The sequence below is a fragment of the Streptomyces sp. SID8352 genome, assembly GCF_009862265.1.
Taxonomy (GTDB): domain Bacteria; phylum Actinomycetota; class Actinomycetes; order Streptomycetales; family Streptomycetaceae; genus Streptomyces.
Genome location: NZ_WWGX01000034.1, coordinates 1 through 14,968, shown reverse-complemented (window position 1 = coordinate 14,968; position 14,968 = coordinate 1). Strand labels below are relative to the sequence as shown.

The 14,968-nt window shown below is 76.1% G+C and carries 7 protein-coding genes; 4 read left to right on the top strand and 3 right to left on the bottom strand.

Features of this window, described 5'->3' with window-relative positions; translation table 11 throughout:
• Window positions 1–278: 278 nt before the first annotated feature.
• Window positions 279–929 (bottom strand): Rv3235 family protein, encoded by a 651-nt coding sequence (locus GTY84_RS11490; protein WP_161226077.1) that lies wholly within the window; start codon window positions 927–929, stop codon window positions 279–281.
• A 316-nt stretch (window positions 930–1,245) separates the two neighbouring features.
• Here GTY84_RS11490 and GTY84_RS11485 point away from each other — a divergent pair, with 316 nt between their 5' ends.
• The 4 genes from GTY84_RS11485 to GTY84_RS11470 all read left to right on the top strand — a co-directional run bounded on the left by GTY84_RS11485 (window position 1,246) and on the right by GTY84_RS11470 (window position 10,761).
• A complete protein-coding gene (locus GTY84_RS11485; RefSeq protein WP_161226076.1) occupies window positions 1,246–1,752 on the top strand; it encodes a hypothetical protein in 507 nt (168 codons plus the stop codon).
• A 59-nt stretch (window positions 1,753–1,811) separates the two neighbouring features.
• Window positions 1,812–2,480 carry an HAD family hydrolase gene (locus GTY84_RS11480; RefSeq protein ID WP_161226075.1) on the top strand — a complete coding sequence of 223 codons (669 nt, stop codon included), beginning with the start codon at window positions 1,812–1,814 and terminating at the stop codon, window positions 2,478–2,480.
• Window positions 2,481–4,057: 1,577 nt separating this feature from the next.
• Window positions 4,058–9,001, top strand: coding sequence for an NAD-glutamate dehydrogenase (locus GTY84_RS11475; RefSeq protein WP_161226074.1), 4,944 nt, complete (start codon window positions 4,058–4,060; stop codon window positions 8,999–9,001).
• A 218-nt stretch (window positions 9,002–9,219) separates the two neighbouring features.
• Window positions 9,220–10,761, top strand: coding sequence for a hypothetical protein (locus tag GTY84_RS11470; protein ID WP_161226073.1), 1,542 nt, complete (start codon window positions 9,220–9,222; stop codon window positions 10,759–10,761).
• A gap of 76 nt (window positions 10,762–10,837) precedes the next feature.
• On the opposite strand, the gene GTY84_RS11465 is transcribed toward GTY84_RS11470, so the two are convergent.
• Together GTY84_RS11465 and GTY84_RS11460 are read right to left on the bottom strand one after the other, a co-directional pair.
• Window positions 10,838–12,562 (bottom strand): glycosyltransferase family 2 protein, encoded by a 1,725-nt coding sequence (locus tag GTY84_RS11465; RefSeq protein WP_161226072.1) that lies wholly within the window; start codon window positions 12,560–12,562, stop codon window positions 10,838–10,840.
• On the bottom strand, window positions 12,559–14,757 hold the full coding sequence (locus tag GTY84_RS11460; RefSeq protein ID WP_161226071.1) for a CDP-glycerol glycerophosphotransferase family protein: 2,199 nt from the start codon (window positions 14,755–14,757) through the stop codon (window positions 12,559–12,561). The genes GTY84_RS11465 and GTY84_RS11460 overlap by 4 nt, the downstream gene beginning before the upstream one ends.
• Window positions 14,758–14,968 lie beyond the last annotated feature (211 nt).

Sequence of the window (14,968 nt, the reverse complement as noted above, 5' to 3'; positions counted from 1 at the left end):
CCGGCACGGTCCGTGCCCCGCAGCGGGTGCCGGGCCCGTGTCCCCCGCGTGCCCGGCGCCCCGCCGTGCTCGCGCCTCCGTCGTGCTCGCGGGGCACTGCCGGTCCGGCGCCTCCGTCGTGCTCGCCGGGCCCTGCCCGGTCCGCGCCCCGGTCGTGCTCGCGGGGCACTGCCGGGCCCGATCCCCCGCCGTGTCCGCGGGTAGGGGCCCCGGATGTCTGCGCCGTGCCGCGCGGGCCCGCGCCCCGGGCTCCCCCTTCGCCGTGGCCCCCGCGGGAGTCAGCCCCGGGGGCCGCCGAGTTCGACGGCGGTGCAGCGCCAGCGCAGGTCCTGGCCCCGCTCCAGCCGGAAGGCCATGGCGCGCACCCTGTCGCCCGCGCCGATGCGGGCGAAGACCTCCAGTGCGCCGGGGCGGGGCTCGAAGAAGCCGATGTCGCGGACGACGGGACGGGCGCCGCCCCGGGTGCGCAGGGGGCCGTGCTCCGCCAGCAGGGCCAGTTCGTCGTAGGCGCGGCCGACGGTGTGCCGGAGCATCGCGTGCACCGGGCGCCGCCCGCTGAGCACGTCGAGGAGCAGCTCCGCGAAGTGGTCCGTGGGGCGCATCCGGGCGACCGGACGGCGCGGGGACTGCTCGGGGACCCGGGGCACCGCCGGGACGCCGGACGGCACGGCGTACGGGCCGCCGGAGGGGGCGCGGGGCGGGGTGCGGGAGGCGCCCGGGGCCGCCGTCGCCGGGCGGGTGTCCGCCGGCCGGGTGCGGGAGCGCGCGCCCCGGCCGGGTGAGCCGGGCGGACGCCCGCCGGGCGCCGTGGCCCGGACGGCACTGCCGCCGGGCCGCCGGGGCGGGACGGCCCCGGCGGGCCCGGGGGAGACGGGGGCGGGCGGGGCGAGGGGCGGGCGGAGCTGGGTCCTGGTCATGACCTTGCGCATGGAACTCCCCGTTCGGCGGCCCGTGACATACCGGGCGGTAACTTCGTGGTCGTGGATCTTGTACGGGGTGGCGGGGGGTGGCGGCAAGGAGGCTGGAGGGCGGGTCGGCGCGGTCCGGGATTCACCGGTCCGAGTGACGAGGGCACCGGTCGGGCCCGTAACGCCGGGGGCGGGCCGGGTGAGTTCCGGGGCGCCGGGTGGACGTTCGGAGGGTGGGCGCGGAAACCCGAAAGGGGACGCCCGCACGTATCCTGAAGCCCCGCCGGGGCGCCTTGGGCGGCCCCGGGGTCCCGTCCCGACCAGGAAAGCGGCCACCATGCGCGTCTACGTCCCCCTGACCCTCTCCGGCCTTGCGGAGGCGTACCGGACGGGCGGGCTGGGGACCGGGCCGCTCGCCGCCTACGCCGTCACCCCGGGGCTGCGCGCCTGGTGCCGCACCGACGACGTCGAGGAGCTGGAGTACGCCGCCCTGGGCGGGGCCGCGCTGGCCTCCCTGCGGCTGCTGGCCGGGGACGCGGAAGCCGCGCGGCGCCGGGTGGTGGTCGCGGCCGACGTGCCCGACGCCGCGGTGGCGGACGCCGGGGCCGGAGCGGACGCGCCGGGCGCGGTGCGGGTCACCGGGGACGTGGCGCTGGACAGGGTGGCGGCGGTGCACGCCGACGACCCCGGCGCCGGGCCCGACGTGGCCGCCGCCGCCGGGGCGCTCGCCGCGGCCGACGGCGGGGACGGCGCGGCGGGGCGCCTGGTGGACGCGGCCGAGGAGCACGAGCTGCTCTGGTTCGCGACACAGGAGATCCCCGGCCTGGTCGGCTCCGGGGACTGATCGTTTCCGGCCGTCCGGGCCCCTCCTCACCGCCGGGGCCGGCGAGTACGTTGGAGGGCATGCGGACGCGGACAGGGGCACACATCGTCTGGGACTGGAACGGCACGCTGTTCCACGACAACGAGGCGATCATCGCGGCGACGAACGCGGCCTTCGCCGAGATCGGGATGGCGCCGATCACACTGGAGCGGTACCGGGCGCTGTACTGCGTGCCGGTGCCCAAGTTCTACGAACGGCTGCTCGGCCGGCTGCCCACCGAGGCCGAGTGGGAGGTCATGGACGTGGTCTTCCACCGCCACTACACCGAGTACCGGGCGGGCTGCGGGCTCACCGACGGCGCGGCGGAACTGCTCGCCGGATGGCGGTCGGCGGGGCGCAGCCAGTCGATCCTGAGCATGTACGGGCACGACGACCTGGTGCCGCTGGTGCGGGGCATGGGGATCGAGTCGCACTTCACCCGGGTGGACGGGCGGAGGGGCCCCTCCGGGGTCAGCAAGGCCGATTCCATGGTGCGCCACCTCGCGGCGCTGGACGGGGTGGAGCCGGGGCGGACGGTCGTCATCGGCGACGCGGCGGACGACGCGGTGGCCGCGCTGGCGGCGGGGGCGCGGGCCGTGCTCTACACCGGGGGTTCGCACCACCGGGCGAGCCTGGAGGGCGTCGGGGTGCCGGTGGTGGACACGCTGGGGGAGGCGGTCGCCGAGGCGGAACGGCTGGCCGGGCGCTGACGCCCCGCCGCCGGGCGCGGGCCGCCCGCCGGCGTCCGGACCACGCTTCCGTCCCACCGCTGCCCGGCGCCCCCGGGCCCCCGCACCCCCGGGCTCCCGCACCCGCGTCGCACCGCCGCCGCTCCGGTGTCCCGCCGCCATCGCACGACCGCACCGTCCCGAGCGGCCCGTCCCGCTCGGTGCGCCTCGGCGGCGTGGCGCCCGGCCGCGGTGCCCGGCCCGGTCGGGTCCGGGGCCGCAGTGGCCGGGTCCGCCCCGTCGATCCCGTCTTCCGGAGGCGCCCCTCGGGGCCGTCCCGCCGTCCTGAGCGCGGCGGGGTCTGCCTCCCGTCTTCCTCCCGTGACCGCGGGCCCGGACTGCCGCGGCCGAATCCGTGGCGTCCCGCTCGGTGCGCCTCGGCGGCGTGGCGCCCGGCCGCGGTGCCCGGCCCGGTCGGGTCCGGGGCCGCAGTGGCCGGGTCCGACCCCGTCGATCCCGTCTTCCGGAGGTGCTCCCCGGGGCCGTCCCGCCGTCCTGAGCGCGGCGGGGCCCGGCTCCCGTCTTCCTCCCGTGACCGCGGGTCGGGACTGCCGCGGCCGAATCCGCCCCCGGTGACCTGCCCCGGGAACCGCGAGTGCCCGCCGAGGCCCCTGGCGCCCGCCCTGCCGCCCTGAGCCGGCGAACCGGACGACTTGTGCGCCGGCCGGGCCGTACGGGCGCGCAGGGCCGGTTCCCGGCCCGTGACGGGGGTCGTGCGTCCGGCGCGTGCCCGGGAGCCGGGGGCATCCCGTCCCGGGCGGCCGATCCCGCCCGGTCACGCACGGGCCGCTCCCGCACGGCCCGCCCTGCCCGCTCCCGTACGGAGCCGCTCCCGCACGGAGCGTCGTGCCCGGTCCGCCACGGCCGGTTCCGTACCACCCCGTGCGGCCGATCCCGGGCGGCCGATCCCGGGCGGCCGATCCCGGGCGGCCGATCCCGGGCGGCCGATCCCGCACGGTCCCGCACGGCCGATCCCGCCCCGTCCCGCCCCCGTCCCGCGCGGAACCGGTCCCGTCCCGCGCGGTGCGCCGTGGTGGTGGCCGTGGTCGCCGGAGGTGCCGGGGCGGTTGCCCGCGGGGCCGGTGCGCCTCGGGGTAGCCCCGCGCTCCGGGTGTGCGGGATGTGCGGATGAGGTGTGCGGAGCGACAGAGTTCCGGCGGGGATTCTGTGCGGATGCCGCACATGACGGAGTGCCCTCCGGGAGCGATAGCCTGGTGGCGTGATCAGCGCGATAGCTCGCGGGGGCACCGTCGCCCCTGCCCCGCGCCCGGAGCGCACGGAACACATCCGTGACCGGGCGGCGGTCGCTGGTCCCCAAGGGCGGGACGGGGTGCCGAGGGCCCCCGGACGGCCGCCGCGGACCCCCCGGACGGTGACGGCGAGAGCGATGTCACACTCCGGGGGAGCGGCGACATCGGCCGATATGCCCCCGCTCATCCCGCCGAGCGGCATAGCGTCGGAACGGACCGGACACCCCGTGTTCCGGCACCGCGCCGCGGGGCCGGAGACCGTACTTCCATCTACGTCGCGCAACGGCGCGCGACAGGAGCCAGAGGACAATGCAGACCAAGCTGGACGAAGCCAAGGCCGAGCTGCTCGAACGGGCCGCGCGGGTAGCTGAGAACAGCCCGGTCGGGGGGCACCTACCGACTGGGACGACGGACGAGGCCACTCCGGGCGGCATCCCGGACTACGCATCCGTGTTCGCGTTCCTGAGGCGTTACTACCGGCACACCGCGCCGGAGGACCTCTCCGACCGCGACCCGGTCGACGTCTTCGGAGCGGCCGTCTCGCACTACCGGCTGGCGGAGAACCGCCCGCAGGGCACCGCCAACGTGCGGGTGCACACCCCGACGGTCGAGGAGAACGGCTGGACCTGCAGCCACTCCGTCGTCGAGGTGGTCACGGACGACATGCCGTTCCTGGTCGACTCGGTGACCAACGAGCTGACCCGCCAGGGCCGCGGCATCCACGTCGTCGTCCACCCGCAGATCGTGGTGCGGCGCGACGTCGCCGGCCGGCTGGTCGAGGTGCTCACCGAGCCGCCGTCCGACGATCTGCCGCACGACGCGCACGTCGAGTCCTGGATCCACGTCGAGATCGACCGGGAGACCGACCGCGGCGACCTGAAGCAGATCACCGCCGATCTGCTGCGCGTCCTCAACGACGTCCGCGAGGCCGTCGAGGACTGGGGCAAGATGCGCGCCGCGGCCGTCCGCATCGCGGACGGCCTGGTGGAGGAGCCCGCGCCCGGCGACCTCGCGCCCCAGGAGGCCGAGGAGGCCCGTGAGCTGCTGCGCTGGCTGGCCGACGACCACTTCACCTTCCTCGGCTACCGCGAGTACGAGCTCCGCGACGACGACTCCCTCGCCGCCGTCGCCGGCACCGGCCTCGGCATCCTGCGCTCCGACCCGCACCACGCGACCGACGAGAGCCACCCGGTCAGCCCGTCCTTCGAGCGGCTGCCCGCCGACGCCCGGGCCAAGGCCCGCGAGCACCGGCTGCTGGTGCTGACCAAGGCCAACAGCCGGGCCACCGTGCACCGGCCGTCGTACCTGGACTATGTCGGCGTCAAGAAGTTCGACGAGCAGGGCAACGTCGTCGGCGAGCGGCGCTTCCTCGGCCTGTTCTCCTCCGCCGCCTACACCGAGTCCGTCCGCCGGGTGCCGGTCATCCGGCGCAAGGTGGAGGAGGTGCTGCGGCGGGCCGGCTTCTCGCCCAACAGCCACGACGGCCGCGACCTGCTCCAGATCCTGGAGACGTACCCGCGCGACGAGCTGTTCCAGACCCCGGTCGACGAGCTGCAGGCCATCTCCACCTCGGTCCTCTACCTCCAGGAACGCCGCCGCCTGCGGCTCTACCTGCGCCAGGACGACTACGGCCGCTACTACTCGGCCCTCGTCTACCTCCCCCGGGACCGGTACACCACCGGTGTCCGGCTGCGGATCGTCGACATCCTCAAGGAGGAGCTGGGCGGCACCAACGTCGACTTCACCGCCTGGAACACCGAGTCCATCCTGTCCCGGCTGCACTTCGTGGTCCGGGTCCCGCAGGGCACCGAGCTGCCGCACCTGTCCGACGCCGACCGGGAGCGCATCGAGTCCCGCCTGGTCGCCGCCGCCCGGTCCTGGGCCGACGGCTTCGCCGAGGCGCTGCACGCCGAGTTCGGCGAGGAGCGCACCGCGGAGCTGCTGCGCCGCTACGGCGGTGCCTTCCCCGAGGGCTACAAGGCCGACCACGGGCCGCGCTCCGCGGTGGCCGACCTCGCGCACCTGGAGCGGCTCGACGAGGGCCACCCCTTCGCGCTGAGCCTGTACGAGCCGGTGGGCGCCGCGCCCGCCGAGCGCCGCTTCAAGATCTACCAGACGGGCGGCTCGGTCTCCCTCTCCAAGGTCCTGCCCGTCCTGAGCCGCCTCGGTGTCGAGGTCACCGACGAGCGGCCCTACGAGCTGCGCCGCTCCGACCGCACCACGGCGTGGATCTACGACTTCGGGCTGCGGATGCCCGAGCAGAAGGCCGGCGGCGCCGAGCACCTCGGCGCCGACGCCCGCGAGCGGTTCCAGGACGCCTTCTCGGCCACCTGGACCGGCAAGGCGGAGAACGACGGCTTCAACGCCCTGGTGCTCAGCGCCGGGCTGACCTGGCGGCAGGCGATGGTGCTGCGCGCCTACGCCAAGTACCTCCGCCAGGCCGGTTCGACCTTCAGCCAGGACTACATGGAGGACACCCTCCGCGACAACGTCCACACCACCCGGCTCCTCGTCTCCCTGTTCGAGGCGCGGATGTCCCCGGAGCGGCAGGGCGCCGGGCACGAGATCGTGGACGCCCTGCTGGAGGAGCTGGACGCGGCGCTCGACCAGGTCGCCTCGCTCGACGAGGACCGCATCCTGCGCTCCTTCCTCACCGTCATCAAGGCGACCCTGCGGACGAACTTCTTCCAGGAGTCCCGGGAGGGCGGTCCGCACGACTACGTCTCCATGAAGTTCGACCCGCGGGCCATCCCCGACCTGCCCGCGCCGCGTCCCGCGTTCGAGATCTGGGTGTACTCGCCGCGCGTCGAGGGCGTGCACCTGCGCTTCGGCAAGGTCGCCCGCGGCGGACTGCGCTGGTCGGACCGCCGGGAGGACTTCCGCACGGAGATCCTCGGCCTGGTCAAGGCGCAGATGGTGAAGAACACCGTCATCGTGCCGGTCGGCGCCAAGGGCGGCTTCGTCGCCAAGCAGCTCCCCGACCCGAACGCGGACCGGGACGCCTGGCTCGCCGAGGGCGTCGCCAGCTACCGCACCTTCATCTCGGCGCTGCTCGACATCACCGACAACATGGTGGCGGGCGAGGTCGTCCACCCGGCCGACGTGGTCCGCCACGACGAGGACGACACCTATCTCGTCGTCGCCGCCGACAAGGGCACCGCGAAGTTCTCCGACACCGCCAACGAGGTCGCGGAGTCCTACAACTTCTGGCTCGGGGACGCCTTCGCCTCCGGGGGCTCGGCCGGCTACGACCACAAGGGCATGGGCATCACCGCCCGCGGCGCCTGGGAGTCCGTGAAGCGGCACTTCCGGGAGCTGGGCGTGGACACCCAGAGCCAGGACTTCACGGTCGTCGGCATCGGGGACATGTCCGGTGACGTGTTCGGCAACGGCATGCTGCTCAGCGAGCACATCCGCCTGGTCGCCGCCTTCGACCACCGGCACATCTTCATCGACCCGACCCCGGACGCGGCCACCGCCCACGCCGAGCGCCGCCGCCTGTTCGAGCTGCCCCGCTCCTCCTGGGCGGACTACGACACCGATCTGATCTCGGCCGGCGGCGGGGTCTTCCCGCGCTCCGCCAAGTCGATCCCGGTCAACGCCCACATCCGCGAGGCCCTGGGCCTTGAGGGCAAGGTCACCAAGATGACCCCGGCGGACCTGATGCGGGCCTGCCTGACGGCCCCGGTGGACCTGCTGTGGAACGGCGGCATCGGCACCTACGTCAAGGCGTCCGCCGAGTCCAACGCCGACGTCGGCGACAAGGCCAACGACGCCATCCGCGTCGACGGCGGCAGCCTGCGCGCCCGGGTCGTGGGCGAGGGCGGCAACCTGGGCATGACCCAGCTCGGCCGCATCGAGTTCGCCCGCACCGGCGGCCGGATCAACACCGACGCCATCGACAACAGCGCGGGCGTGGACACCTCCGACCACGAGGTGAACATCAAGATCCTGCTGAACGGTCTCGTCAAGGACGGCGACATGACCGTCAAGCAGCGCAACAAGCTGCTCGCGCAGATGACCGACGAGGTCGGCGCGCTGGTCCTGCGCAACAACTACGCGCAGAACACGGCCATCGCCAACGCCCTGGCCCAGTCCCGGGAGATGGTCCACGCCCAGCAGCGCTTCATGCGCCACCTGGTCACCGAGGGCCATCTGGACCGCGCCCTGGAGTTCCTGCCCACCGACCGCCAGATCCGCGAGCGGCTGGCCGGCGGCCACGGCCTCACCGGGCCCGAGACGGCCGTCCTGCTGGCGTACACCAAGATCACGGTGGCCGAGGAGCTGCTGCGCACCTCGCTGCCCGACGACCCGTACCTGCGCACCCTGCTGCACGCCTACTTCCCGACGGCGCTGCGCAGGCAGTACACCGAGGCGATCGACGGGCACCCGCTGCGCCGCGAGATCACCACGACCGTCCTGGTCAACGACACGGTCAACACCGGCGGTACGACGTATCTGCACCGGATGCGCGAGGAGACCGGCGCCTCGCTGGAGGAGATCGTGCGGGCCCAGACCGCGGCGCGGGCGATCTTCCGCTCCGCCCCGGTGTGGGACGCGGTCGAGGCGCTCGACACCCGTGTCGACGCCGAGCTGCAGACCCGTATCCGGCTGCACTCGCGGCGGCTGGTCGAGCGGGGCACGCGCTGGCTGCTCAACAACCGGCCGCAGCCGCTGGAGCTGGCGGAGACGGTCGACTTCTTCGCCGAGCGCGTCGAACAGGTCTGGAACAGGCTGCCGAAGCTGCTGCGCGGTGCCGCCGCCGCCTGGTACCAGCACCTGTACGACGAGCTGACCGGTGCCGGGGTCCCGGACGAGACGGCCACCCGGGTGGCCGGGTTCTCCTCGGCCTTCCCGACGCTGGACATCGTCTCGGTCGCCGACCGCATGGGCCGCGACCCGCTGGACGTGGCGGAGGTCTACTACGACCTCGCGGACCGGCTGAACATCACCAAGCTGATGGACCGGATCAGCGACCTGCCCCGCGACGACCGCTGGCAGTCCATGGCCCGCGCGGCGATCCGCGAGGACCTGTACGCGGCGCAGGCGGCGCTCACCGCCGACGTGCTGGCGGCCGGCGACCCGACGGCGACGCCGGAGGAGCGGTTCGCGGTCTGGGAGCGGAACAACGCGGCGATCCTGGGCCGGGCCCGCACCACCCTGGAGGAGATCCAGAACTCGGAGGAGTTCGACCTCTCCAACCTGTCGGTGGCCATGCGGACGATGCGGACGCTGCTGCGGACGCACTCCTGACGGCACCGCCGCGCGACCGCGCGGCACGCGCACGGGCGCCCCGGGCCCCTTCGGCCCGGGGCGCCCCCGTCGTTCCGGGACCGGCCGGGCGCGGGCCCGCGCCCGGCACCGGCCGCCGCCACCGGCCGCCCGGCTCCCGCCCTCCGGCACCCGGCCGCGGCCCCGGAGGGCGCATCGGACATGGGGAGGAAGTGGGGCATCCCGGATAGAGTGGCCGCGTGACCGGGCGCACCGCGACGACGCGCACCGCACCGCCGCGCGAAGGGGGCGCCGCGGTCCTTCCGGCGGCCGTCTGCCGGGCCGCCGCCGCGCTCGTCGTGCTCCTGCTGCTCCTGGTGGTGCTCGTGCTGCCGTGGGCCGGTGACCTGGGCATGCACGCGGCGACCGTGGAGCGGCTGCGGCACGGCCTCACCCGTCCCGGCAGTCCGCTGGTGGACGCGGACGTTCCCAGCCCGTACTACTCGCCGTGGACCGTGCTGCTGGGCCTCCTCGCCCGGGTGACCGGCTGGCAGGTCTTCACCGTGCTGCGGATCGGGGCGGTGGCCGGGCTGGCGCTGCTGGTGACGGGCGTGTGGCGGTACGTCCGCACGCTGAGCGACCGGCCGTCGGCGCCCCCGCTGGCCCTGCTCTGCCTGGTGCTGCTGTGGGGGACCGCGCCGGTCGACTGGAGCGGGTTCGCCGGGCTGCACTCCCTGGCGCTGACGGCCGCGTATCCGAGCGTGCTGGCGCTGGGGCTGGCCTTCCACTTCTGGGCGTGGCTGACCCGGGCGGTGCGGGAGCCGCCGGGGTGGGCGGCCTGGGCGGGGCTCGGGGTGCTGTGGGCGGTGATCGTGCTCTGCCACCAGTTCTCCGGCGTCGTCGCCTCGCTGGGCGCGCTGGCGACGCTGGTCGCGGCGCGGTGCGGGCGGCGGGTGTGGGCGCGGGCGGCGGCCGGACTGGCGGCCGGACTGGCGGTGCTGTGGGCCTGGCCGTACTACGACGTCTTCGCGCTGCTCGGGACGGACGGGCTGGAGGCGGCGCACCGGTCCCTCTACCGGGACCTGGCCGGGCGGTACTGGCTGGTGCTGGTGGGGGTGGCGGCCCTGGCGGTCCGCCTGCGCCGGGACCGGCGGGACGTCCTGGTGGTGTTCTTCGCGCTGGGGGCGGCGGTGTTCGCGGCGGGCGGGCTGAGCGGCCACTGGTCGTGGGGGCGGGCGCTGCCCGCGGCCCTGGTCCCCGCGCAGCTCGCGGCGGCCCTGCTGGCCGCGGAGGCGGGGCACCGGTGGTGGTCGCGGCGGGGCCGGGAACCGGCGGGCGCGTCGGCCGTCGCGGTGGGCGCGGTGGCGGCGGCGCTGGCGGTGGGGGCCTGGGCGCAGTCCGGGACGGTGGGGTACGTGACCGGGCCGGAGGCGCTGCCGCCGACGGTGCGGGAGAAGTACCGGGAGCCCTGGCGGGGGTACGGCTGGATCACCCCGTGGGTGCGGTACGGGGACGTGGTGATGGCGCGGACGGGCGCGGCCCGGCAGGTCCCGGCCTACGGGGCGTACACGGTGGCGCCGGGGTACCCCGACGTGTTCCTCCCGGACGCGCCGGAGCGGACGGAGGCGGTGCGCCGGTACTTCGCGCCGGGTACGGCGGCGGGGACCCGGCGGGCGGTGGAGCGGGCGTACGCGGTGCGGTGGGTGGTGGACCGGGGCGGGCTCCGGGGGGCGGAGGGCCTGCGCGAGGTGGCCCGGGGGCCGGACGGGGAGGTGCTGTACCGGGTGCCGGGCGGGAGGTGAGCCGGGTCCCTCCCGGGCGCGCCGGTACGCCCGCGCCGCGCGCGAAGGCCCCGGGCGCCCCCCGGCCCGACCGGTGTCAGCGCAGGGCCCGCGCGGCGAGCCGTACCGCCCGCTTCAGCCGGGGGTCGACGCGGCGGGCGAGCGGGGCGAGGACGGCCGGGACCGGGCCCGCCGGGTCCCAGCGGATCCGCAGGCGGTCCGGGTTGTGGCCCTCCGGGGAGACCGTGACCCGGTGCGGCGCGAGGCCCGCGCGGTACGGGACGACGGCGGTCAGGGCCGGGAAGTCCAGCGGCGCCAGCAGGATGCCCTGGTGGGTGCGCCCCCGCCGGTGCAGGCGCAGCACCGGGTGGCGCTCCCCGGCGAAGCCCTGGAGCGGGAGCCGGGCCGCCGCCAGGTCGAGCAGGGCGGTTCCCTCGAAGACGCCGGGGCGCACCGGGCCCAGCCGGAGGACGGCGGTCAGGCGGCCCCCGCCGGGCGTGACGAGCAGGGTGGCGCGGCAGGGGCCGACCGGCAGCCGCAGACCGGGGTCGTAGGTGCGCACCGACAGGCGGAGCACGGCTCCCGGGCCGGGTTCGAGAGCGGTGATCTCGTGGCGCAGCAGGGCGTCGAAGAAGGGGCGGCCGCTCAGGTCGAGGTCGGTCAGGTCCAGGTCCCGCCGGGCCTCCTCGGTGGCGGGCACCGCGTCGCCCCAGTAGACGCGGCCGTCCGGACCGGCCGTCACCCGGCGCGGGGCCACCGGGTGGCCCAGGCCGCGCGCCGCGGTCCGGGCGTCCGACGGGCGGCGGTCGCGGACGAGCCGGAGCACCACGCGTTCGGCGCGCGGCAGCCGCTCGAAGGCGCCCGGGGAGAGCGTGTCCAGGTAGGGGGCCATGACGTCGGTGAAGGCGGCGAGCCAGGCGTCGTCCCGGTGGGGCAGGTCACCGGCGTACATCCGGAAGTCGTGCTTGAGGAACTTGAAGTCCTTGTCCTCGCGCAGCGCCCGGTGCCCGTTCTCCGCGAGGAAGGCGTCGATCAGCCGCTGGACGCGGACCCGGTCGCGGACGTTGGCGAGCCGGTCGCGCTGGTTGGAGATCGAGGCGGCGCGGGAGTCGGCGTAGGGGGCCACGTACCAGCGGTAGACCGGCTCCGGGACGATGGTGAAGGTCTTGGCCAGGCAGTACGCCCGCGCGGAGAACAACTGGTCCTCGTAGTGGATGCCCTCGGGAAAGCGCAGGGCGTGGCGGTCGAGGAAGGCGCGGGCGTACATCTTGCTGGTCGCCAGGTGCTCGAAGAGGAGCCGGGGGTCGTCGCCGATGCCGTCGAGGGTGCGGTGCTCGGCGACGAGGTGCGGCATCCAGGTGGTGCGCCGTCCGGTGTCCGTCCGCACCCGTTCGACGGCGCCCATCGCGAAGTCCAGGTCGCGGGCGCGATGGGCGGCGAGCAGCACCTCCACGGCCCGCTCGGGCAGTTCGTCGTCGCTGTCGAGGAACATCAGGTACGGGGCCCGCGCGATCTCCAGGGCGCGGTTGCGCGGGGCGCTGCACCCCCCGCTGTTCTCGGGCAGGCGCAGCAGGACGATCCGGGGGTCGCGGGCCGCCAGCTCCCGGGTGACCTCGGGGGTGGCGTCCGTGGAGTGGTCGTCGCTGATGATGATCTCCAGCCCGGCGTGGGTCTGGCGGCGCACGGACTCGACGGCCCTCGGGAGCCGCCCGGCGTCGTTGTGGACGATGACGGTGACGGTGACGTCCGGGAGGGTGCCGGGGCCGGCCGTGCCCGGCGCGGCGGGGGCGGTGGCACGGGGGGCGGTGGCGTCCGGGGTCATGCGACCTCCTCGGGACGGGGGGCCGGGGTGCGCTCCTTGAGCGGGAGCACCGGGGGCAGCGCCTGCTCGTCCTCGCCGAGGAAGACCCTGCGCACCACGCGCTCGGCGGCGCGTCCGTCGTCGTACTCGCAGAACCGGCGGCGGAAGGCGGTCCGGGCCGCGGCGGCGGCCCCGTCGCGCCAGGCGTCCGTGGCGAGCAGCTCGGTCAGCTCGTCCTGGCCGCGGGCGACCGGGCCCGGTGCCCCGGCCGGCAGGTCGAAGTAGACGCCCCGGGTGGCGCGGTACGTCTCCCAGTCGTCGGCGTGGATCACGATGGGCCGGTCGAGGTTGGCGTAGTCGAACATGATCGACGAGTAGTCGGTGACCAGGACGTCGGCGGCCAGGCACAGGTCCTCGACCGGGGCGTAGGAGGAGACGTCGATGATCCGGCCGCCGGGACGCGGGCGGGGCAGCGGGGTGTCGGCGGCGGCGTGGAAGTAGTGCCCGCGCACCAGCAGGACCGTTCCCTCGCCGAGCCTCTCCGTGAGGGCGGCCAGGTCCAGGCGCGGAATCCAGCCGGCCTCGTAGTCGCGGTGCGTGGGCGCGTACAGCACCGCGCGGTGACCGGGCGGGATGCCGAGCCGCTCGCGGACCGCGCGGACCTCGGCGGCCCCGGCGCGGTAGAACACGTCGTTGCGCGGATAGCCGTGGTCCAGGGAGGTGTAGCCGGACGGGTAGGCGCGCTCCCACACCCGGGTGGAGTGGCCGTTGGCGGAGACGCTGAAGTCCCACCGGTCGACGCGGTCCAGCAGCGCCCCGAAGTCCAGGCCCCGGGCGGCGGCCGGATAGGGCATCTGGTCCAGCCCCATCCGCTTGAGCGGGGTGCCGTGGTGGGTCTGGAGGTGCACGGCGCCGGGGCGCTTGACCACCGAGTCCGGGAAGTTGACGTTGTTGACGAGGTAGGCGGCGCGGGCCAGCACCTCGGCGTGCCGGCGGGTCCCGGGGACGACGTGGTCGGTGCCGGGCGGCAGCAGGGCCGTGTGCGCCGCGCCGACCACCCACACCGGGTGGACGTGGGGCGCGCGCCGGGCCAGTTCCGCGGCGATGGCCGCCGGGTTGCAGGCGGCGCCCCGGTCCCAGTACGCGGAGAAGACGGCGAGGCACGGGTCGAGGGGGGCGGCGAGCGCCCGGCGGTAGCGGTGCTCGCGGCGCAGGGCGCTCGCCCGGCGCCGGGCGGAGCGCACCGCCGAACCGGCCCGGCGGCGCGCCCCGTTGGCGGTGCGCAGGGCCCGGTACTCGGTGTGGGCGTCCCGCTCCAGCAGGCTCCGGCGCAGGCCCTCGAAGCCGGCCGGGCCGCGGTGCCCCTCGGGGCGGTGGCGCCGGGCGGCGAGGGCGGCGCGGTGGAAGAACTCCCGGGCCCCGGGGCCCGGCGGCACGGTGCGGGCGAAGTGGCGCAGGCAGTCGTGGAGCATGAGGTCGTAGAGGGCGCCCCGGACGGCGGCGCGGTCCGGGACGAGGGCGAACAGGCGCTCGTAGCGGTCGACCGGGTCGCGGGGGAGCGCGGCGGCGGGCGGCAGGCTCCGCGCGCGCGGCCGGTGGGCCTCGTGCAGCGGATGGGGCAGACAGGCGACGCGGTCCGCGAGCAGCAGGGCGGCGAGCGCGGCGAACGGTTCGTCCTCGTCGGCCAGCGCCCGGGTGTGGGTCCGCCAGAAGGCGGCGCGCACGGCGCGGTTGCCGAGCGCCGGGGCGGTCCGCAGCAGGGCCGGGCGCTCGTCCAGGGCCAGGGCGTCGCGGCCCGCGCGGGCGAGGCGGGGGCCGTCGGGAGAGGGCAGGTCCCGGGCGTTCCAGGTGCTGCGGACGTGGTCGAAGAGGAGGACGTCGGCGGTGCCGGGGAGGGTGGCGGCGTGTCCGGCCAGCGTGGCCGGGGCGCCGGGCGGCAGCCCGTCGTGGGCGTGGACGAAGTGCAGCCAGCGGCCCCTGGCGCGGGCCGCCCCCGCCGCGCGGGCCGCCCCGTCGCCGGTCCCCTCCGGCAGCGGCACCACGGTGAAGGCCCCGGTGTGCGCCCCGGCCGCCTCCCGGGCCCGGTCCCCGACCGCCGCGACGACCACCTCGGTGCCGGGGACGGGGTGCGCGGCCAGGGGGCCGAGCAGCGCGGGCAGCCGGTCCCGGACGTCGGGACCGTGGACGATGACGCTGAGTTCGGGGGTCTCGGGCATCGCGGTGCCCTCCTTCGCCGTCGTCGCTCCCGGCACTCCTGTCCGGCCATAGTGGCACCAATGGGGTGAAAACGGCGGGCGGAGGGGGCCGGACGGGGGAGAGCGCGTTTACGCCCCCGCGACCGGGCATCCGCCCCGGCGACCGGCGACCGGCGACCGGCGACCGGCGACCGGCGACCGGCGACCGGCGACCGGCGACCGGCGACCGGCG